This is a genomic window from Streptomyces sp. NPDC059248 (assembly GCF_042753905.1).
GTDB lineage: Bacteria > Actinomycetota > Actinomycetes > Streptomycetales > Streptomycetaceae > Streptomyces.
On the sequence record NZ_JBHYZV010000083.1, the window covers coordinates 1 to 21407 of the forward strand.

Annotated in this window: 17 protein-coding genes and 3 tRNA genes; 18 read left to right on the top strand and 2 right to left on the bottom strand. The window is 68.2% G+C overall.

The genetic code is table 11. The annotated features are described in order from the left end of the window. The 8 genes from ACFXG1_RS27565 to ACFXG1_RS27600 all read left to right on the top strand — a co-directional run bounded on the left by ACFXG1_RS27565 (nt 1) and on the right by ACFXG1_RS27600 (nt 4927). Nucleotides 1-72 (top strand) — tRNA-Thr (locus tag ACFXG1_RS27565). Nucleotides 73-121: 49 nt separating this feature from the next. After that, nucleotides 122-194: transfer RNA gene (locus tag ACFXG1_RS27570), tRNA-Met, on the top strand. Between the two features lie 93 nt (nt 195-287). Further along, the gene (rpmG, locus tag ACFXG1_RS27575; RefSeq protein WP_003956487.1) at nt 288-452 is read left to right on the top strand and encodes a 50S ribosomal protein L33; all 165 of its coding nucleotides are present in this window, start codon (nt 288-290) and stop codon (nt 450-452) included. 148 nt (nt 453-600) lie between these two features. Next, complete coding sequence (locus tag ACFXG1_RS27580) at nt 601-1053, top strand: MaoC family dehydratase N-terminal domain-containing protein (RefSeq protein ID WP_384712506.1); 453 nt, start codon at nt 601-603, stop codon at nt 1051-1053. Further along, nucleotides 1053-1481, top strand: coding sequence for a MaoC family dehydratase (locus ACFXG1_RS27585; RefSeq protein WP_384712509.1), 429 nt, complete (start codon nt 1053-1055; stop codon nt 1479-1481). The genes ACFXG1_RS27580 and ACFXG1_RS27585 overlap by 1 nt, the downstream gene beginning before the upstream one ends. Before the next feature lie 162 nt (nt 1482-1643). Continuing rightward, nucleotides 1644-2204, top strand: coding sequence for a TetR/AcrR family transcriptional regulator (locus tag ACFXG1_RS27590; protein WP_384712512.1), 561 nt, complete (start codon nt 1644-1646; stop codon nt 2202-2204). Nucleotides 2205-2300: 96 nt separating this feature from the next. Then, complete coding sequence (locus tag ACFXG1_RS27595; protein ID WP_384712515.1) at nt 2301-3764, top strand: DHA2 family efflux MFS transporter permease subunit; 1464 nt, start codon at nt 2301-2303, stop codon at nt 3762-3764. Nucleotides 3765-3871: 107 nt separating this feature from the next. Continuing rightward, nucleotides 3872-4927, top strand: coding sequence for a UDP-N-acetylmuramate dehydrogenase (locus tag ACFXG1_RS27600; RefSeq protein WP_384716658.1), 1056 nt, complete (start codon nt 3872-3874; stop codon nt 4925-4927). Between the two features lie 333 nt (nt 4928-5260). On the opposite strand, the gene ACFXG1_RS27605 is transcribed toward ACFXG1_RS27600, so the two are convergent. Together ACFXG1_RS27605 and ACFXG1_RS27610 are read right to left on the bottom strand one after the other, a co-directional pair. Then, nucleotides 5261-6289 carry an adenosine deaminase gene (locus ACFXG1_RS27605; protein ID WP_384716655.1) on the bottom strand — a complete coding sequence of 343 codons (1029 nt, stop codon included), beginning with the start codon at nt 6287-6289 and terminating at the stop codon, nt 5261-5263. A gap of 129 nt (nt 6290-6418) precedes the next feature. Continuing rightward, nucleotides 6419-7645: a pyridoxal phosphate-dependent aminotransferase gene (locus ACFXG1_RS27610; RefSeq protein WP_384716652.1), complete on the bottom strand. Its 1227-nt coding sequence runs from the start codon at nt 7643-7645 to the stop codon at nt 6419-6421. 237 nt (nt 7646-7882) lie between these two features. Between ACFXG1_RS27610 and ACFXG1_RS27615 the strand changes: the two genes are divergently transcribed. The 10 genes from ACFXG1_RS27615 (at nt 7883) to ACFXG1_RS27660 (ending at nt 21342) form a co-directional block, all read left to right on the top strand. Continuing rightward, a tRNA-Trp gene (locus tag ACFXG1_RS27615) sits at nt 7883-7955 on the top strand. Between the two features lie 109 nt (nt 7956-8064). Then, a complete protein-coding gene (secE, locus tag ACFXG1_RS27620) occupies nt 8065-8346 on the top strand; it encodes a preprotein translocase subunit SecE (protein ID WP_384716649.1) in 282 nt (93 codons plus the stop codon). Nucleotides 8347-8439: 93 nt separating this feature from the next. Continuing rightward, on the top strand, nt 8440-9330 hold the full coding sequence (gene nusG / locus ACFXG1_RS27625) for a transcription termination/antitermination protein NusG (RefSeq protein WP_384716646.1): 891 nt from the start codon (nt 8440-8442) through the stop codon (nt 9328-9330). Nucleotides 9331-9487: 157 nt separating this feature from the next. Then, a complete protein-coding gene (gene rplK, locus ACFXG1_RS27630) occupies nt 9488-9922 on the top strand; it encodes a 50S ribosomal protein L11 (RefSeq protein ID WP_123188882.1) in 435 nt (144 codons plus the stop codon). Nucleotides 9923-10019: 97 nt separating this feature from the next. After that, nucleotides 10020-10742, top strand: coding sequence for a 50S ribosomal protein L1 (rplA, locus tag ACFXG1_RS27635; protein WP_384716642.1), 723 nt, complete (start codon nt 10020-10022; stop codon nt 10740-10742). Nucleotides 10743-10892: 150 nt separating this feature from the next. Next, nucleotides 10893-11837 carry a hypothetical protein gene (locus ACFXG1_RS27640; protein ID WP_384717581.1) on the top strand — a complete coding sequence of 315 codons (945 nt, stop codon included), beginning with the start codon at nt 10893-10895 and terminating at the stop codon, nt 11835-11837. Nucleotides 11838-12156: 319 nt separating this feature from the next. Further along, entirely contained in the window at nt 12157-12687 is a 531-nt protein-coding gene (rplJ, locus tag ACFXG1_RS27645) for a 50S ribosomal protein L10 (RefSeq protein WP_384717578.1), read from the top strand. A gap of 108 nt (nt 12688-12795) precedes the next feature. Beyond that, entirely contained in the window at nt 12796-13182 is a 387-nt protein-coding gene (gene rplL, locus ACFXG1_RS27650; protein ID WP_384717574.1) for a 50S ribosomal protein L7/L12, read from the top strand. Nucleotides 13183-13841: 659 nt separating this feature from the next. After that, nucleotides 13842-17324 (top strand): DNA-directed RNA polymerase subunit beta, encoded by a 3483-nt coding sequence (gene rpoB / locus ACFXG1_RS27655; protein WP_384717571.1) that lies wholly within the window; start codon nt 13842-13844, stop codon nt 17322-17324. 97 nt (nt 17325-17421) lie between these two features. Beyond that, complete coding sequence (locus tag ACFXG1_RS27660) at nt 17422-21342, top strand: DNA-directed RNA polymerase subunit beta' (RefSeq protein WP_384711060.1); 3921 nt, start codon at nt 17422-17424, stop codon at nt 21340-21342. Nucleotides 21343-21407: the final 65 nt, after the last annotated feature.

The window sequence follows — 21407 nt, forward strand, 5'->3', positions numbered from 1 at the left end:
CCCCAATAGCTCAGTCGGTAGAGCGTCTCCATGGTAAGGAGAAGGTCTACGGTTCGATTCCGTATTGGGGCTCAGATGTCGGAGACCCCCGCCCCACGCGGGGCGGGGAATCCGGTATCGCAGCGGTGTAGCTCAGTCGGTAGAGCAAGCGGCTCATAATCGCTGTGTCACCGGTTCAAGTCCGGTCACCGCTACAGAAAGTAGCCGATTGCGGGGTCGGTCCTTCGATCGGCTACTCTTTCATGCGTTGTCAATAACGTCCATCCGCCCGTCCAAGGAGCACTCACGTGGCTGCCACCGACGTCCGCCCGAAGATCACGCTGGCCTGCGTGGAGTGCAAGGAGCGGAACTACATCACCAAGAAGAACCGGCGTAACAACCCGGACCGACTGGAGATGAAGAAGCACTGCCCGCGCTGCAACTCGCACACCGCGCACCGCGAAACGCGCTGAATCAGGCTCGTACACGAGGCCGTCCCCTTCCGGGGGGCGGCCTCGTGTCGTTTGATCACCGTACGATCCCCGGTCGTCCACCCGGTCATCCGGTCATCCGGATCATTCGACGCAGATCATTCTCAGCAGCAGAAGGGAGAGCCATCCGATGGCGCTCGACCAGTCCTTCGTGGGGCGGAGTTATCCGCCCACCCCGGTCTATGAGGTCGGCCGGGAAAAGATCCGCGAATTCGCGGACGCCGTCGGGGACGCCCATCCCGCGTACCGGGACCCGGAGGCCGCGAAGGCGCTGGGGCACGCCGATGTGATCGCTCCGCCGACCTTCGCGTTCACGATCACCTACCGGGCCGCCGCGGTCGTGGTCCAGGACCCGCAGCTCGGGCTCGACTACAGCCGGGTGGTGCACGGCGCACAGCGTTTCGCCCACACCCGCCCGGTCCGCGCCGGTGACCGGCTCTCCGTGGTGTCCACGATCGAGAGCATCAAGTCCCTGGCGGGCAATGACGTACTGGAGATCCGGGGCGAGGTGAGCGACGAGTCCGGTGAGCACGTCGTGACCGCCTGGACCAAGCTGGTGGCGCGCGCCGCCGAGGAGGCGTGATGGCGGCGGGGATCTCCTTCGCGGACGTCGAGGTCGGGACCGAGCTGCCGGCCGGGTCCTTCCCGGTGGACCGGGCCGCCCTGGTCCGGTACGCGGGCGCGTCCGGCGACTTCAACCCGATCCACTGGAACGAGCGGTTCGCCCGTGAGGTCGGACTGCCCGATGTGATCGCGCACGGCATGTTCACCATGGCCGAGGCCGTCCGGGTGGTCACGGACTGGGCCGGTGACCCGGGCGCGGTCGTGGAGTACTCGGTCAAGTTCACCAAGCCGGTCGTGGTGCCCGACGACGAAAAGGGCGCGCTGATCGAGGTGGTCGGCAAGGTCGCGGCGCTGCTGGACGACAACCGGGTCCGGGTGGATCTGACGGCGACCAGCGACGGGGTCAAGGTGCTGGGCATGGCCCGCGCCGTCGTCCAGCTGGTCTGACCCTTCGTACGCATGGCCGGGGGCGTCCCTTCGCGGGGCGCCCCCGACGCGTTCCCCTTCGGATTGCTTCGGATCGCTCCCGGGCCGATCCGGATCGCTTCGGATTGCTCCGGGGTCGCTCTGGGGTTGACTGCTTAGTAATTGGTCACTAACTTACTTCCCATGGTCAGGATGAGTGCGGAGGAGCGGCGCGAGAGCGTCATCCGGGCGGCGGCCTCGGAGTTCGCCACCGGGGGGTACAACGGCACGTCCACGGAGACGATCGCCCGCCGGGTCGGGGTCTCGCAGCCCTATCTCTTCCGGCTCTTCACCAATAAGCGCGAGCTGTTCCTCGCGGTGGCCCGGCGCTGCATGGCCGACATGGGGCGGGTGTTCGCGGACGCCCTGGAGGAGTCGCCCGACGGCGACCCCGAGGTCGTGATGGCCGAGGCGTACCGGCGGCTCATCGACGGGGACCGCGAGCTGTTGCTGCTGCAGATGCAGATCTATGTGGCCGTGTCGACGGCCGAGGCGTCGGGGGACGCCGAGTTCGGCGACGCCGTACGGCGCGGCTGGCTCGATATCGCCGAACTCGTGAGCGGCGCCCTGGGGGGCGGCACCGAAGCCGGGCGGTTCCTGGGGTACGGAATGCTGATCAACGCCCTGGTGTCGCTGGGGTTCCCCGCGGACCACCGGGTCTGGCGCGAGTACTTCGCGGTGCCGCCGGGCTCCGGGGGCGAGTGACAAGGCCCCGAGCCGGGGTCCTTTCCCGTGGCCGTGCCAGGGGTGACGTATGTCCAGCAAAGTTAGTGACTGATAACTAATAAGAGGGAGCGGGATATGACGGGAACGACGAGCGGGAACCGGCCGGCGGCGGGCTGGACCCTGGTGATCACCAGCGTCGCCGGATTCATGGCGGCACTCGACAACCTCGTGGTCACCACCGCGTTGCCCGCCATCCGGGCCGACCTCGGCGGCGGCCTCGCCGACCTCGAATGGACCGTGAGCGCCTACACCCTCACCTTCGCCGTCCTCCTGATGCTCGGCGCCGCCCTCGGTGACCGCTTCGGCCGGCGCAGGCTGTTCACCATCGGCCTCGGCGTCTTCACCGCCGCCTCGGCAGCCGCCGCGGTCGCCCCCGGTATCGGCGCCCTCATCGCCGCCCGGGCCCTCCAGGGCGCCGGTGGCGCGATCATGATGCCGCTCACCCTCACCCTGCTCACCGCCGCCGTCCCCGCGGCCCGCCGCGGCTTCGCCCTCGGCCTCTTCGGCGCGGCCAACGGCGTCGCCGTCGCCTGCGGCCCGCTCATCGGCGGCGTCCTCACCGAACAGCTGTCCTGGCAGTGGATCTTCTGGCTGAACGTCCCCGTCGGGGCGCTCCTCATCCCGCTCGCCCGGCTGCGCCTGACCGAGTCGTACGCCCCGAACGCCCGGATCGACGTCCGGGGCACGCTCCTCGCCGGCGGCGGCCTCTTCGGCATCGTCTACGGGCTGGTCAGCGGGCATACCCACGGCTGGACCAGCGTCCCCGTCATCGGCGCGCTCACCGCCGGGGTTCTGCTGCTCGCCGCGTTCGTCCGGCACGGCGCCGTCACCGCTCGCCCCGTCCTCCCCATGCGCCTCTTCCGCGACCGAGGCTTCGCCGCGATCAACGCGGCGAGCACCCTGATGTTCCTCGGCATGTTCGGCTCGATCTTCCTGCTCAGCCAGTTCCTCCAGAACGCCGTCGGCTACTCGCCCACCGAGGCCGGACTGCGGATGCTGCCGTGGACCGCGATGCCGCTGGTCGTCGCCCCCGTCGCCGGGCTGCTGAGCGACCGGATCGGCGGGCGCCCCGTCGTCGTCGCCGGACTCGCCCTCCAGGCGGCCGGGCTCGCCCTCTACGCCCTCGTCGCCGAACCCGGCGTCACGTACACCGCGCAGCTTCCGGCCCTGATCGTCAGCGGCTTCGGCATGGCGCTCTTCTTCGCCCCCGCGATGAGCCTGGTGATGTCCGGGGTCCGCCCCGGCGAACAGGGCATCGCCTCCGGCGCGAACAACGCGCTGCGGGAGGTCGGCGGGGCCCTCGGGATCGCCGTACTCGGCGCGGTCTTCGCCGCCGGCGGGGGCTACGGCGGCCCCGGCGCCTTCACCGACGGGATCGTCCCGGCGCTCTGGATCGGCGCGGCGGCGGTCGGCGTCGCGGCCCTGGTGGCGCTGCTGATCCCGCGTGGCCGGGGGCCCGCCGCACCTGCCGCACCTGCCGCGCCGGTCGCGGAGCGGGTGGTCCGGGAGCGGGTCGTTCAGGAGCGGGCCGGCGTCTGAGCGGAGCCCGTACGGTACGGAGGCCGGGCCCGGTTTCCGTACCGTACGGGCGTCTCCGGCGCCGGTGCTGCGCGGCGGGGCCGGCGGTGTTCCGTACCCTTGTCCGCGTGCAGGAACTCCATGACGCCCCCCTCGCCCCCCTGACCACCTTCCGGCTCGGCGGCCCGGCCAACCGGCTGCTGACGGCCACCACCGACGACGAAGTGGTCGCCGCGGTCCGCGAGGCGGACACCACGGGCACGCCCCTGCTGGTCATCGGCGGCGGCAGCAACCTGGTCATCGGAGACAAGGGCTTCGACGGCACCGCCCTGAGGATCGCCACGACCGGCTTCCGGCTCGACGGCGACCGCCTCGAACTCGCCGCGGGCGAGAACTGGACCGACGCCGTCGCCCGGGTCGTCGCCGCCGGGCTCGCGGGCGTCGAAGGCCTCGCGGGCATCCCCGGCTCGGCGGGCGCCACGCCCATCCAGAACGTCGGCGCGTACGGGCAGGAGGTCTCCACCACCATCACCGAGGTCGTCGCCTACGACCGGCGCGCCGGGGAGACCGTCACGCTCACCAACGAGGAGTGCGCGTTCTCGTACCGCCACAGCCGCTTCAAGGAGCGCCCCGACCGCTATGTCGTGCTGCGGGTCCGCTTCCGGCTGGAGGACGCGGGCGGGCTCTCGGCGCCGGTCCGGTACGCGGAGACCGCGCGGGCCCTCGGTGTCGGCGTCGGCGAGCGCGCCGACCTCGGCACCGTCCGCCGCACGGTCCTCGCGCAGCGCGGCGGCAAGGGCATGGTCCTCGACCCCGACGACCACGACACCTGGTCCGCGGGATCCTTCTTCACCAACCCGATCCTGGACGACGCGGCGTACGCGGCCTTCCTCGACCGGGTACGGGAACGCCTCGGCACCGACGCCGTCCCGCCCGCGTACCCCGCGGGGGAGGGCCGCACCAAGACCTCGGCGGCCTGGCTGATCGACAAGGCCGGCTTCACCAAGGGCTACGGCGACGGACCGGCGCGGATCTCCACGAAGCACACACTGGCCCTGACGAACCGGGGCGAGGCCACGACGGAGGACCTGCTGGCGCTGGCGCGGGAAGTGGTGGCGGGAGTACGGGACGCCTTCGGCGTGACCCTGGTGAACGAGCCGGTCACGGTGGGCGTCCAGGTTTAGGGCCCGCCGCCGCCGCGTTTTCGGCTGCGGGGCGGTGGGTGGTTGCTCGCGCAGTTCCTCGCGCCCCTGGATTCGGTGGCCCATGTTGCCGGTGTTGTGCGGGGCCCTTGGTATGTCTTGTCGGCCGGCCGTTGCTCCAGGACCCTGCGGGTTGCCTGTGCGGCGCGGGTTGGTCGGTCGACTGCGGGGTTACCTCCTCGCCATCGGCGGAACCCGGGCCCCCGGAAACGCTGACCGCTGCACCCCGCCGACGGCTGCGGGGGCAACCCCGCATCCGCCCTCCCCACGCACACGGACATGCACCCCTCAGCCCGGGATCTTTGAGGGGGCGGGTTACTCGGGGGTGTCCTGGAGCCAGGCGTCCACGCCTGCGAGGAGGCGGGTCCGGGTGGGGTCCGGGGCCGCCGAGGCGCGGATGGACTGGCGGGCCAGGTCCGCCAGCTCCGGGTCCGTGAAGCCGTGGTGTCGCCGGGCCAGCTCGTACTGCGCCGCCAGCCGCGAGCCGAACAGCAGGGGGTCGTCCGCGCCCAGGGCCAGGGAGACCCCCGCCTCGTACAGCGTGCGCAGGGGTACGTCCTCCGGTTTGTCGTAGACGCCCAGCGCCACATTCGACGAGGGGCAGACCTCGCACGTCACGCCGCGTTCGGCCAGTCTCCGCAGCAGCCGGGGGTCCTCCGCCGCGCGGACCCCGTGCCCGATCCGGGAGGCCCGCAGATCGTCGAGGCAGTCGCGGACCGATGCCGCGCCGGACAGCTCGCCGCCGTGCGGGGCGGCCAGGAGCCCGCCCGCGCGGGCGATCGCGAAGGCCCGGTCGAAGTCGCGGGCCATGCCCCGGCGCTCGTCGTTGGAGAGCCCGAAGCCCACGATGCCCCGGTCCGCGTACCGTACGGCGAGCCGGGCCAGGGTCCGTGCCTCCAGCGGGTGCTTCATCCGGTTCGCGGCGACCAGGACGCGCATCCCGAGTCCGGTCTCCCGGCTCGCGGAGTCCACCGCGTCCAGGATGATCTCCAGCGCCGGGATCAGACCACCGAGCATCGGCGCGTACGAGGTGGGGTCGACCTGGATCTCCAGCCAGCCCGACCCGTCCTTGACGTCCTCCTCCGCCGCCTCGCGCACCAGCCGCCGGATGTCGTCGGGCGACCGCAGGCAGGAGCGGGCGATGTCGTACAGCCGCTGGAAACGGAACCAGCCGCGTTCGTCGGTGGCCCGTAGTTTCGGGGGCTCGCCGCTGGTCAGCGCGTCGGGGAGATGGACGCCGTACTTGTCGGCCAGTTCGAGCATGGTCGAGGGCCGCATCGAGCCCGTGAAGTGGAGATGCAGATGCGCTTTGGGGAGCCGGCTGACGTCACGTACGCGTTCCATTCTCGGATCCTGCCGCAACAACGGCCGCTCGGCAGCCGTTTTCCCTGATCGGGCGCTTGCCCGAACGAAAGAACGGCCCCGGGCCGCGGAGAGTTCCGCTGCCCGGGGCCGTCCCGGCGGCCGGGCGGGTCAGTCCCGCGCCTCCGCCAGCAGCTTCTGGATCCGGGACACGCCCTCCACCAGGTCGTCGTCGCCCAGGGCGTACGACAGCCGCAGATAGCCGGGGGTGCCGAACGCCTCACCGGGGACGACCGCGACCTCGACCTCGTCGAGGATCAGCGCCGCCAGCTCGACGGAGGACGCCGGGCGCTGCCCCCGGATCTCCTTGCCGATGAGGGCCTTCACCGACGGGTAGACGTAGAAGGCGCCCTCGGGCTCCGGGCAGACCACGCCGTCGATCTCGTTGAGCATCCGGACGATCGTGCGGCGGCGGCGGTCGAACGCGGTCCGCATCTCGGCGACGGCCTCCAGATCGCCGGAGACCGCGGCCAGCGCCGCGACCTGGGCAACGTTGGAGACGTTCGACGTGGCGTGCGACTGGAGGTTGGTCGCGGCCTTGACCACGTCCTTGGGGCCGACGATCCAGCCGACGCGCCAGCCCGTCATGGCGTAGGTCTTCGCCACACCGTTGACGACGATGCACCGGTCGCGCAGACCGGGCACCACGGCGGGCAGGGACGTGAAGGACGCGTCGCCGTAGACCAGGTGCTCGTAGATCTCGTCCGTCAGCACCCACAGCCCGTGCTCCTCGGCCCAGCGGCCGATCGCCTCGGTGTCCTCGCGGCTGTAGACCGCGCCGGTGGGGTTGGACGGGGAGACGAAGAGGACGACCTTGGTCCGCTCGGTCCTGGCGGCCTCCAGCTGCTCGACGGAGACCCGGTAGCCGGTGGTCTCGTCGGCCACGACCTCGACCGGGACACCGCCCGCGAGCCGGATGGACTCGGGGTACGTGGTCCAGTACGGCGCCGGGACGATCACCTCGTCGCCCGGGTCGAGGATCGCCGCGAACGCCTCGTAGATCGCCTGCTTCCCGCCGTTGGTCACCAGGATCTGCGCCGGGTCGACCGCGTAACCGGAGTCCCGCAGCGTCTTCTCGGCGATCGCCTTCTTCAGCTCGGGGAGCCCGCCGGCCGGGGTGTAGCGGTGGTACTTCGGGGTCCGGCAGGCCTCGACGGCCGCTTCGACGATGTAGTCGGGCGTGGGGAAGTCGGGCTCACCCGCGCCGAAACCGATCACCGGACGCCCGGCGGCCTTGAGGGCCTTGGCCTTGGCGTCGACGGCGAGGGTCGCGGACTCGGAGATCGCGCCGATGCGCGCGGAGACCCGGCGCTCGGTGGGAGAGGATGCAGCGCTCATACCGTCCATCGTCCCAGACGCCGATCCGGCACGGCACAGGTGTTTCGAGGCCCGGACCCCGGGGGCGGACCCCGGGGGCGGGCTCCCACGCACGGGTGACGCTCGGGTGATCAAGGACCCCTGGCGCGTTGTCTGTTCGACGTCGGCCCCCGGAACACGTACACTCACTCGTCGTTGGACCTCGCCCGAGGGTTTCACCGGATCACCCGGGGATGCTGTAGGTTGGGGAAGCCACAAAGGGTCGTAGCTCAATTGGTAGAGCACTGGTCTCCAAAACCAGCGGTTGGGGGTTCAAGTCCCTCCGGCCCTGCTACACACTCCTTCGCCGGGATGTGTGCGCATGTACGCAGATTCATTGAACCGCCGTGCGGCTCCACCGGGCGCGGCACGGCCACGACCCGGGAATCAGGTGAAAGAAAGTGACGGACGCCGTGGGCTCCATCGACACGCCTGATGCCGAGGACGAGGCTCCGAAGGAGAAGTCCCGCAAGGGCGGTAAGCGCGGCAAGAAGGGCCCCTTCGGTCGTCTCGCGCTTTTCTACCGGCAGATCGTCGCCGAGCTCCGTAAGGTCGTCTGGCCTACGAAGAGCCAGCTGTCGACGTACACGACCGTGGTCATCATCTTCGTCGTCATCATGATCGGCCTGGTGACCGTGATTGACTATGGGTTCCAGGAAGTCGTCGCGTACGTCTTCGGCTGATCCCGCGACAAGGGCGGCGTCACCGGGTACGTACCGGTGCGGCGTCCTTTTCCGCATGTTCCACCCATCTGTATCCAGGAAGAAGCAGCCACCGTGTCTGACCCGAACCTGAACGAGGCCGTCGAGCCGGACGACGCGAGCTTCGAGTCCGTGGAGTCCGCCGAGGACGAGCGGGACATCGTTGAGGCTGTGGACTCCGTCGACCCGGACGAGGCGGAGGCTGCCGACGCCGCCGCCGGTGAGCCTGCCGAAGAGGCCGCGCTCCACGTCGAGGACGACGAAGCCGACGACACCGCCGAGGTCGAGGACGCCGGCACCGACGAGGCCGATGTCGAGGACGCGGCCGAGGTGGAGGCCGAGGAGGCCGTCGACCCGATCGCCGCGCTCCGCGAGGAGCTGCGCCTTCTCCCCGGCGAGTGGTACGTGATCCACACGTACGCCGGGTACGAGAAGCGGGTCAAGGCCAACCTGGAGCAGCGCGCCGTCTCGCTCAACGTCGAGGAGTTCATCTACCAGGCCGAAGTGCCCGAGGAAGAGATCGTCCAGATCAAGAACGGCGAGCGCAAGAACGTCCGCCAGAACAAGCTTCCCGGCTATGTCCTGGTCCGGATGGACCTCACCAACGAGTCGTGGGGCGTCGTCCGGAACACCCCGGGCGTCACCGGCTTCGTGGGCAACGCCTACGACCCGTACCCGCTGACCCTGGACGAGATCGTGAAGATGCTCGCCCCGGAGGCCGAGGAGAAGGCCGCCCGCGAGGCCGCCGAGGCCAAGGGCGAGCCGCTGCCGGCCCGCAAGGTCGAGGTCCAGGTGCTGGACTTCGAGGTCGGCGACTCGGTCACCGTCACGGACGGCCCGTTCGCCACCCTCCAGGCGACGATCAACGAGATCAACGCGGACTCGAAGAAGGTCAAGGGTCTCGTCGAGATCTTCGGCCGCGAGACCCCGGTCGAGCTGAGCTTCGACCAGATCCAGAAGAACTGACACAGAGCTTCCGACCAGGTCAGAACAGCCCCTCGTGGCCGTTCTGACCTGTCGGTTTTTAACCGTGCGGCGATACCCGTTATCGTTGTGCGGTATGCCTCCATCCGGATCCATCGGATGGAGTGCCGAAAACTCTCACTAGGACCCGGAGAGAGCAATGCCTCCCAAGAAGAAGAAGGTCACGGGGCTTATCAAGCTCCAGATCCAGGCCGGCGCGGCCAACCCGGCCCCGCCGGTCGGCCCCGCCCTGGGTCAGCACGGCGTCAACATCATGGAGTTCTGCAAGGCCTACAACGCCGCGACCGAGTCGCAGCGTGGCATGGTCGTGCCGGTGGAGATCACGGTCTACGAGGACCGTTCCTTCACCTTCATCACCAAGACTCCGCCGGCCGCGAAGCTGATCCTCAAGGCCGCTGGTGTGGACAAGGGCTCCGGCGAGCCGCACAAGACCAAGGTCGCCAAGCTCACCCGCGACCAGGTCCGTGACATCGCCACGACCAAGATGCCCGACCTGAACGCGAACGACCTGGACGCCGCGGAGAAGATCATCGCGGGGACCGCTCGTTCCATGGGTATCACCGTCGAGGGATGAGGGCCGCGGACTTTCGTCCGCACCCGTTGACCTTTGAGTGGCAGGGCCGCGCTGGCCCGGACCACGACTCCACACCTGAAACACCACAGGAGCAGAAGTGAAGCGCAGCAAGACTTTCCGCGCTGCGGACGCCAAGATCGACCGGGAGCGTCTGTACGCCCCCCTCGAGGCCGTCCGTCTCGCCAAGGACACCACGTCCACGAAGTTCGACGGCACCGTCGAGGTGGCCCTGCGGCTGGGCGTCGACCCCCGCAAGGCCGACCAGATGGTCCGTGGCACCGTGAACCTTCCGCACGGCACCGGCAAGACCGCCCGGGTCCTGGTCTTCGCGACCGGTGACCGTGCCGAGGCCGCGCGTGCCGCGGGCGCCGACATCATCGGCGCCGACGAGCTGATCGACGAGGTGGCGAAGGGTCGTCTGGACTTCGACGCCGTCGTCGCCACTCCGGACCTCATGGGCAAGGTCGGCCGTCTCGGCCGGGTGCTCGGTCCGCGTGGTCTGATGCCGAACCCGAAGACCGGCACCGTCACCCCCGATGTCGCGAAGGCCGTGACCGACATCAAGGGCGGCAAGATCGAGTTCCGTGTCGACAAGCACTCGAACCTGCACTTCATCATCGGCAAGGTCTCCTTCGACGAGACCAAGCTGGTGGAGAACTACGCGGCGGCGCTGGAGGAGATCCTCCGTCTGAAGCCGTCCGCCGCGAAGGGCCGCTACATCAAGAAGGCGACCCTCACCACCACGATGGGTCCCGGCATCCCGCTGGACTCCAACCGCACCCGCAACCTCCTCGTCGAGGAGGACCCGGCCGCCGTCTGATTCGACGGCAGTCGCGGGTTCGCGCAGGGCTGACCGACCGGTCCCCGTGCCTCACCGGAGGCGCGGGGACCGGTTGTTTTCGGAAGCGTGTTGTCAGCCGTATGAGTTACCGTTCAAGAGTTCACAGCAAAGAAATACAAGGGGCGGGACATGAACAAGTCCATATGGAGGCGTGCGGGCCTTTCGTTGACGGCGGTTGCCGTGATCGCCGGAGCTTCGGCGTGCGGTGGCGAGGACGACAAGAAGAAGTCCGCCGACAACGGCTCCCAGACCAAGGTCCAGTCGGGCGCCGAGGTCACCAAGGCCCTCCAGGCCGCGTACAAGAAGACCGACGAGGCGAAGTCCGCCAAGGTCTCGATGTCGATGACGATGCCGAAGACGGCCGACGACCCCGGTGGCCAGATGACGATGACCGGCGTCATGGGGTGGGACCCCATGATGATGGACATCACGGCCAAGGGTGACGCCCTCGCGGCCGAGGCGGGCGCCGGGATGCCCGAGCAGATGCGCATGATGATGCTGGAAAACGTCATGTACGTGGACATGGGCGCGGCGATGGCCAAGGACATGGACGGCAAGCGCTGGATGAAGATGGACCTCGCCGCGCTGGCCGAGGAGTCCGGTGACCCGGCGATCCAGAAGCAGATGACCGGCGGTCTGGACGAGATGAACCAGAGCCCGGCCGAGCAGCTCGCCGTGCTGCTGGAGTCCAAGAGCATCAAGCACGTCGGTCCCGCGAAGGTGGGCGGCGTCGACACCCAGCACTACAAGGGCACCATCTCGGTCGCCGAGATGCTGAAGGCCAACAAGTCCCTCGTGCTCAACGACGCCGAGCGCAAGGAACTGACCGACAGCATGAAGACGGCGGGCATCACGTCCTACGACACCCAGGTCTGGGTGAACGGGGACGGCTTCCCGGTGAAGACGGACATCTCCGTCGCCACCAAGGAGGGCGTCATCAAGATGGTCGCGAACTACTCCGAGTACGGCGCCAAGACGTCCGTGACGCCTCCGCCGGCGAAGGACACCCTCGACTTCGCGGCGATGATGAAGGACCTGGGCGCGAGCATGGAAGAGGCCGGGGCCACCCCGTAAGGCTTCCGTCCGGTGCGCGCACCGACCCGATCGCCTCTCGTCCGGACCCCGGGCGGGAGGCGATTTGCGTCGGCTCGTGCCCGTCGCGTACGCTTCCCGAGAAGCCAAAGACCGCTGGTTGTTGCCGCGTGCTCGTAAGAGGGTGCGGCGGCCGAAGGATCCGCTAACTGCGGACGGCCCGCGCAGGTGATTGTGGAGCAGCTCCCGGATTCCATTCGGTCGAGCCACGCCCCGTGCGCCTGCGCCGGGGCGTTTCGTTTGTCCAGTTTCCTCCTTCGGGTCCGCGCGGTCCTCATCACCCGGAAGGAGGCCGACGCCCATGGCTAGGCCCGACAAGGCTGCCGCGGTAGCCGAGCTGGCGGACCAGTTCCGCGGCTCGAACGCCGCCGTGCTGACCGAGTACCGGGGTCTCACCGTGGCGCAGCTCAAGCAGCTGCGCCGCTCCCTCGGTGAGAACGCCCAGTACGCCGTGGTGAAGAACACGCTGACCAAGATCGCGGCCAATGAGGCCGGGATCACTTCGCTCGACGACCTGTTCAACGGTCCGACGGCGGTTGCCTTCGTCACCGGTGACCCGGTGGAGTCGGCGAAGGGTCTTCGTGACTTCGCCAAGGACAACCCGAATCTGATCATCAAGGGCGGCGTCCTCGACGGCAAGGCGCTGTCCGCCGATGAGATCAAGAAGCTCGCGGACCTCGAGTCCCGCGAGGTTCTGCTCGCCAAGCTGGCGGGCGCCATGAAGGGCAAGCAGTCGCAGGCTGCCTCCCTCTTCCAGGCGCTCCCGTCGAAGCTCGTCCGCACGGTGGACGCGCTTCGCGCCAAGCGCGACGAGCAGGGCGGTGCCGAGTAACTCGGCTCGCGCATTGACCACCGCCGCAGGCGGGGGTCTCAGCGGGCCGAACGTACGCCCGCCTCTATGTACATCCGGCACCAGCCGAATTAGTGGAAGGACGCCATCATGGCGAAGCTCAGCCAGGACGACCTGCTCGCGCAGTTCGACGAGATGACCCTCATCGAGCTCTCCGAGTTCGTGAAGGCCTTCGAGGAGCGCTTCGACGTCACCGCCGCCGCGGCCGCCCCGGTCGTCGTCGCGGGTGGTGCCGCCGGTGGCGCCGCCGCCGAGGTCGAGGAGCAGGACGAGTTCGACGTCATCCTCACGGGCGCCGGCGAGAAGAAGATCCAGGTCATCAAGGTCGTGCGTGAGCTGACCTCCCTGGGTCTGAAGGAGGCCAAGGACCTCGTCGACGGCACCCCGAAGGCTGTCCTCGAGAAGGTCGCCAAGGACGTCGCCGAGAAGGCCGCCGAGTCCCTCAAGGCCGCGGGCGCGGGCGTCGAGGTCAAGTGACCCCCAAAGCCGCAGCAGATCGCTTCTGACCGGCGCTCCGGCGCCGCGGGAGGACTGTGAGGCTCGTCTCGTACTGTAACGGGACACCGTCTCAGGGCGATCACCCAATAGGGTGGTCGCCCTTTGGCGTATCCGTGACGGGCCGGGCCGTGCCGCCTTGCACTGGGGCGTGCGGCGAGTATGGTGATCATCTCCGTGCGTCTCGCCCGCCGGGAAGCAGATTTCCCAAGCGGCGGTGTGTGGTCCTTCGTGCCTGGTCGGTGACGGTTCCGGCGGCCGGGCCGGGGCAGGGGGCCTTGACGAACGGCACGCAGCGCGCAATTCTCAGGACGCGTCGTCACAACCGATCCGTATCCGAGGCATGGATCGGTGGCCGAGCGGGCAGTATCGATGTGCGCCTCCCGGGCGTGAGGGTTGATGCGGAGTTGAGAACAACGAGGGCAGCGAGGGTCTCGAAAAGCCCGCACTGGACATCAGTGTGCCAAGTGGCTACACTGACCCTTTGCGCTGCCTGTTAACTGCCTCCTGCCCGTCACCAGGGGCATCCCCTCGCATGAGCACACTGGGCCGAGCCATCCCTGACCAGGGGTTTCTCAGTCCTCGCCCGGCTTGGGACCGGTACGCGCGTAGTGAGTCCGAGCCCTCGGAAGGACCCCCTCTTGGCCGCCTCGCGCAACGCCTCGACCGCGAATACGAACAACGGCGCCAGCACCGCCCCGCTGCGCATTTCCTTTGCAAAGATCAAAGAGCCCCTTGAGGTCCCGAACCTCCTCGCGCTCCAGACCGAGAGCTTCGACTGGCTGCTCGGCAATGCCGCGTGGAAGGCTCGTGTCGAGGCGGCTCTGGACAGCGGACAGGACGTCCCCACCAAGTCCGGTCTGGAGGAGATCTTCGAGGAGATCTCCCCGATCGAGGACTTCAGCGGGTCGATGTCGCTGACTTTCCGCGACCACCGCTTCGAGCCTCCGAAGAACTCGATCGACGAGTGCAAGGAGCGCGACTTCACCTACGCCGCGCCGCTCTTCGTCACGGCGGAGTTCACCAACAACGAGACCGGCGAGATCAAGTCGCAGACGGTCTTCATGGGTGATTTCCCGCTGATGACGAACAAGGGCACGTTCGTGATCAACGGCACCGAGCGTGTCGTCGTGTCCCAGCTGGTCCGCTCGCCGGGCGTCTACTTCGACTCCAACATCGACAAGACGTCCGACAAGGACATCTTCACCGCCAAGGTCATCCCGTCCCGGGGCGCCTGGCTGGAGATGGAGATCGACAAGCGCGACATGGTCGGTGTCCGCATCGACCGCAAGCGCAAGCAGTCCGTCACCGTCCTGCTGAAGGCGCTCGGCTGGACCACCGAGCAGATCCTGCAGGAGTTCGGCGAGTACGAGTCCATGCGCGCCACCCTGGAGAAGGACCACACCCAGGGCCAGGACGACGCGCTGCTCGACATCTACCGCAAGCTGCGTCCGGGCGAGCCGCCCACCCGCGAGGCCGCGCAGACGCTGTTGGAGAACCTCTACTTCAACCCGAAGCGCTACGACCTGGCCAAGGTCGGCCGTTACAAGGTCAACAAGAAGCTCGGCGCCGACGAGCCGCTGAGCGCCGGCGTGCTCACCACCGACGATGTCATCGCCACCATCAAGTACCTGGTGAAGCTGCACGCCGGTGAGGTCGAGACGATCGGCGAGTCCGGCCGTTCGATCATGGTCGAGACCGATGACATCGACCACTTCGGCAACCGTCGTATCCGTAACGTCGGCGAGCTGATCCAGAACCAGGTCCGTACGGGTCTCGCCCGTATGGAGCGCGTCGTGCGCGAGCGCATGACCACTCAGGACGTCGAGGCGATCACGCCGCAGACCCTGATCAACATCCGGCCGGTCGTCGCCTCCATCAAGGAGTTCTTCGGCACCAGCCAGCTGTCCCAGTTCATGGACCAGAACAACCCGCTGTCGGGGCTGACGCACAAGCGTCGTCTGAACGCCCTCGGCCCGGGTGGTCTCTCCCGTGAGCGGGCCGGCTTCGAGGTCCGTGACGTGCACCCGTCCCACTACGGACGGATGTGCCCGATCGAGACCCCCGAAGGCCCGAACATCGGTCTGATCGGTTCGCTCGCCTCCTACGGCCGGATCAACGCGTTCGGCTTCATCGAGACGCCGTACCGCAAGGTCGTCGACGGCGGGGTCACCGACGAGGTGGACTACCTGACCGCCGACGAGGAGGACCGCTTCGTCATCGCGCAGGCCAACGCCACGATCTCGGAGGACCTCCAGTTCACCGAGCCCCGCGTGCTGGTCCGCCGCCGCGGCGGCGAGGTCGACTACGTGCCGCCGGCCGAGGTCGACTACATGGACGTCTCGCCGCGCCAGATGGTGTCGGTCGCGACCGCCATGATCCCCTTCCTGGAGCACGACGACGCCAACCGTGCCCTCATGGGCGCGAACATGATGCGTCAGGCCGTTCCGCTGATCACGGCCGAGGCGCCGCTGGTCGGTACCGGTATGGAGTACCGCTGCGCCGTCGACGCCGGCGACGTCATCAAGGCCGAGAAGGACGGTGTGGTCCAGGAGGTCTCCGCGGACTACATCACCGTCGGCAACGACGACGGTACGTACACCACCTACCGGGTGGCCAAGTTCTCCCGCTCCAACCAGGGCACCTCGGTCAACCAGAAGGTCATCGTCGCCGAGGGCGACCGGGTCGTCGAGAGCCAGGTGCTCGCCGACGGACCGGCCACCGAGGACGGCGAGATGGCGCTGGGCAAGAACCTGCTCGTCGCGTTCATGCCGTGGGAGGGCCACAACTACGAGGACGCGATCATCCTGTCGCAGCGCCTCGTCCAGGACGACGTGCTGTCCTCGATCCACATCGAGGAGCACGAGGTCGACGCCCGGGACACCAAGCTCGGTCCCGAGGAGATCACCCGGGACATCCCGAACGTCTCCGAGGAGGTCCTCGCCGACCTCGACGAGCGCGGCATCATCCGGATCGGTGCCGAGGTCGTCGCCGGCGACATCCTGGTCGGCAAGGTCACGCCCAAGGGCGAGACCGAGCTGACCCCGGAGGAGCGCCTGCTCCGCGCGATCTTCGGCGAGAAGGCCCGTGAGGTCCGTGACACGTCCCTGAAGGTCCCGCACGGCGAGATCGGCAAGGTCATCGGCGTCCGCGTCTTCGACCGCGAGGAAGGCGACGAGCTCCCGCCCGGCGTCAACCAGCTGGTCCGGGTCTACGTGGCCCAGAAGCGCAAGATCACCGACGGTGACAAGCTGGCCGGCCGCCACGGCAACAAGGGCGTCATCTCCAAGATCCTGCCGATCGAGGACATGCCGTTCCTGGAGGACGGCACCCCGGTCGACATCATCCTCAACCCGCTCGGTGTGCCGTCCCGGATGAACCCGGGACAGGTCCTCGAGATCCACCTCGGCTGGCTCGCCAGCCAGGGCTGGAAGGTCGAGGGCAACGAGGAGTGGATGGAGCGGCTGAAGGCCATCGGCGCGGACGACGTCCGCCCGGGCACCAATGTCGCCACCCCGGTCTTCGACGGCGCCCGCGAGGACGAGATCGCCGGTCTCTTCGAGTCGACGATCCCCAACCGCGACGGTGACCGCATGGTCCTGCCGTCCGGTAAGGCCTGGATGTTCGACGGCCGCTCCGGCGAGCCGTTCCCGGACCCGATCTCGGTCGGGTACATGTACATCCTCAAGCTCCACCACCTGGTCGACGACAAGCTGCACGCCCGGTCGACCGGTCCGTACTCGATGATCACCCAGCAGCCGCTGGGTGGTAAGGCCCAGTTCGGTGGCCAGCGCTTCGGTGAGATGGAGGTGTGGGCGCTGGAGGCTTATGGCGCCGCATACGCCCTCCAGGAGCTGCTGACCATCAAGTCCGACGACGTCACCGGCCGTGTGAAGGTCTACGAGGCCATCGTCAAGGGCGAGAACATTCCCGAGCCCGGCATCCCGGAGTCCTTCAAGGTGCTCATCAAGGAGATGCAGTCCCTGTGTCTCAACGTGGAGGTGCTGTCCTCGGACGGTATGTCCATCGAGATGCGCGACACCGACGAGGACGTCTTCCGTGCCGCGGAAGAGCTCGGCATCGACCTGTCCCGGCGCGAGCCGAGCAGCGTCGAAGAGGTCTGACGGGTCCGGCCGGGGCTCCCTCACGAGCCCCGGCCGCCACCCCCAGGACTCCGTACAGACCACTGAGAGACACAACCCTGAGAGGGATTGACGCATAGTGCTCGACGTCAACTTCTTCGACGAGCTTCGGATCGGCCTGGCCACCGCTGACGACATCCGTCAGTGGTCGCACGGCGAGGTGAAGAAGCCCGAGACCATCAACTACCGCACCCTCAAGCCCGAGAAGGACGGACTCTTCTGCGAGAAGATCTTCGGTCCGACCCGGGACTGGGAGTGCTACTGCGGCAAGTACAAGCGTGTCCGCTTCAAGGGCATCATTTGTGAGCGCTGCGGCGTCGAGGTGACCCGCGCCAAGGTGCGGCGTGAGCGGATGGGCCACATCGAGCTGGCCGCTCCCGTCACCCACATCTGGTACTTCAAGGGCGTCCCCTCGCGCCTGGGCTACCTGCTCGACCTCGCGCCGAAGGACCTCGAGAAGGTCATCTACTTCGCCGCGTACATGATCACGTACGTCGACGACGAGCGCCGTACCCGCGACCTGCCGTCGCTGGAGGCCCATGTCTCCGTCGAGCGCCAGCAGATCGAGAACCGCCGCGACGCCGATGTCGAGACCCGGGCCAAGAAGCTCGAGTCCGACCTGGCCGAGCTGGAGGCCGAGGGCGCCAAGGCGGACGTGCGCCGCAAGGTGCGCGAGGGCGCCGAGCGTGAGATGAAGCAGCTGCGCGACCGCGCCCAGCGCGAGATCGACCGGCTCGACGAGGTGTGGAACCGCTTCAAGAACCTCAAGGTCCAGGACCTGGAGGGCGACGAGCTGCTCTACCGCGAGCTGCGCGACCGCTTCGGTACCTACTTCGACGGTTCGATGGGCGCCGCCGCGCTGCAGAAGCGCCTGGAGTCCTTCGACCTGAACGAGGAGGCCGAGCGCCTCCGCGAGATCATCAGGACCGGCAAGGGCCAGAAGAAGACCCGTGCGCTCAAGCGCCTCAAGGTCGTCTCCGCGTTCCTCCAGACCAGCAACAGCCCCAAGGGCATGGTGCTGGACTGCGTCCCGGTGATCCCGCCGGACCTGCGTCCGATGGTGCAGCTGGACGGTGGCCGCTTCGCGACCTCCGACCTGAACGACCTGTACCGCCGCGTCATCAACCGGAACAACCGGCTGAAGCGTCTGCTCGACCTCGGTGCCCCCGAGATCATCGTGAACAACGAGAAGCGGATGCTCCAGGAGGCCGTCGACGCGCTGTTCGACAACGGCCGCCGCGGCCGTCCGGTCACCGGCCCGGGCAACCGCCCGCTGAAGTCCCTCAGCGACATGCTGAAGGGCAAGCAGGGCCGTTTCCGTCAGAACCTCCTCGGCAAGCGTGTGGACTACTCCGCGCGTTCCGTGATCGTCGTCGGTCCGCAGCTCAAGCTGCACCAGTGCGGTCTGCCGAAGGCCATGGCGCTGGAGCTCTTCAAGCCGTTCGTGATGAAGCGCCTGGTCGACCTGAACCACGCGCAGAACATCAAGTCGGCCAAGCGGATGGTCGAGCGCGGCCGGACCGTCGTGTACGACGTCCTCGAAGAGGTCATCGCCGAGCACCCGGTCCTGCTGAACCGTGCCCCCACCCTGCACCGTCTGGGCATCCAGGCGTTCGAGCCGCAGCTGGTCGAGGGCAAGGCCATCCAGATCCACCCGCTCGTCTGCACCGCGTTCAACGCGGACTTCGACGGTGACCAGATGGCCGTCCACCTGCCGCTGTCGGCGGAGGCCCAGGCCGAGGCCCGCATCCTGATGCTGTCCTCGAACAACATCCTCAAGCCGGCCGACGGCCGTCCCGTCACCATGCCCACCCAGGACATGGTGCTCGGCCTCTTCTTCCTCACCACGGACGAAGAGGAGCGCGAGGTCAAGGGCGAGGGCCGGTCCTTCGGCTCCACCGCCGAGGCGATCATGGCGTTCGACGCCCGTGAGCTGTCCCTCCAGGCCAAGGTCGACATCCGCTTCCCGGTGGGCACCATCCCGCCGCGCGGCTGGACCCCGCCGGTCGACGAGGACGGCAACGGCGCCGGCGACGGGCTCGGCGGCACCTGGCAGCAGGGTGACAGCTTCCGGCTGAACACCACCCTCGGCCGGGCGCTCTTCAACGAGCTGCTGCCCGAGGACTACCCCTTCGTCGACTACTCCGTCGGCAAGAAGCAGCTCTCCGAGATCGTCAACGACCTCGCCGAGCGCTACCCCAAGGTCATCGTGGCGGCGACGCTCGACAACCTGAAGGCCGCGGGCTTCTACTGGGCCACCCGTTCCGGCGTCACCGTCGCCGTCACGGACATCGTGGTCCCGGAGGCGAAGAAGGAGATCGTCGCCTCGTACGAGGCCAAGGACGAGAAGATCCAGAAGCAGTACGAGCGCGGCCTGATCACCAAGCAGGAGCGCACGAACGAGCTGATCGACAACTGGACCCGCGCGACCAACGAGGTCGCCGAGGCGATGAACGCGAACTTCCCGAAGACCAACCCCATCTTCATGATGGTGGACTCGGGTGCTCGTGGAAACATGATGCAGATGCGTCAGATCGCCGGTATGCGTGGTCTGGTGTCCAACGCCAAGAACGAGACGATCCCGCGTCCCATCAAGGCGTCGTTCCGTGAGGGCCTGTCGGTGCTGGAGTACTTCATCTCCACGCACGGTGCCCGTAAGGGTCTCGCCGACACCGCCCTGCGTACCGCCGACTCGGGTTACCTGACCCGTCGTCTGGTGGACGTCTCGCAGGACGTGATCATCCGCGAGGAGGACTGCGGCACCGAGCGCGGTCTGAAGCTGGGGATCGCCGAGCGCGGCGCCGACGGCGTCCTGCGCAAGGCCGAGAACGTCGAGACGTCCGTGTACGCCCGGATGCTCGCCGAGGACGTCGTCGTCGACGGCAAGGTCATCGCGCCCGCCAATGTCGACCTGGGTGACGTGCTCATCGACGCCCTGGTCGCGGCCGGTGTGGAGGAGGTCAAGACCCGCTCGGTCCTGACCTGTGAGTCCGCGGTCGGCACCTGCGCGTTCTGCTACGGCCGCTCGCTCGCCACCGGCAAGCTGGTCGACATCGGTGAGGCGGTCGGCATCATCGCCGCCCAGTCCATCGGTGAGCCCGGTACCCAGCTGACGATGCGTACCTTCCACACCGGTGGTGTGGCCGGTGACGACATCACCCAGGGTCTGCCGCGTGTCGTCGAGCTCTTCGAGGCGCGTACCCCCAAGGGTGTCGCCCCGATCTCGGAGGCGGCCGGCCGTGTCCGGATCGAGGAGACCGAGAAGACCAAGAAGCTCGTCGTCACCCCGGACGACGGCAGCGACGAGACGGCCTTCCCGATCTCGAAGCGTGCCAAGGTCCTGGTGCACGAGGGCGACCACGTCGAGGTCGGCCAGCCGCTGACCTTCGGTGCGACCAACCCGCACGACGTGCTGCGCATCCTCGGCCAGCGGGCCGTCCAGGTCCACCTGGTGGGCGAGGTGCAGAAGGTCTACAACTCGCAGGGTGTGTCGATCCACGACAAGCACATCGAGATCATCATCCGGCAGATGCTGCGCCGGGTGACGATCATCGAGTCCGGCGACGCGGAGCTGCTGCCGGGCGAGCTGGTCGAGCGCTCGAAGTTCGAGACCGAGAACCGTCGTGTGGTCACCGAGGGCGGGCACCCCGCCTCCGGCCGTCCGCAGCTGATGGGTATCACCAAGGCGTCGCTGGCCACCGAGTCGTGGCTGTCGGCGGCGTCCTTCCAGGAGACGACCCGGGTTCTGACCGACGCGGCGATCAACGCCAAGTCGGACTCCCTGATCGGTCTCAAGGAGAACGTCATCATCGGTAAGCTCATCCCGGCCGGTACGGGTCTCGCCCGCTACCGCAACATCCGGGTCGAGCCGACCGAGGAGGCCAAGGCCGCGATGTACTCGGCCGTCGGCTACGACGACATCGACTACTCGCCGTTCGGCTCGGGCTCCGGCCAGGCCGTGCCGCTGGAGGACTACGACTACGGTCCGTACAACCAGTGAGTCGACGCGGCTGAGCCGCCGCGTCTGAAGCGAGTCGAAGGGCGGTCACCCCGATCGGGGTGACC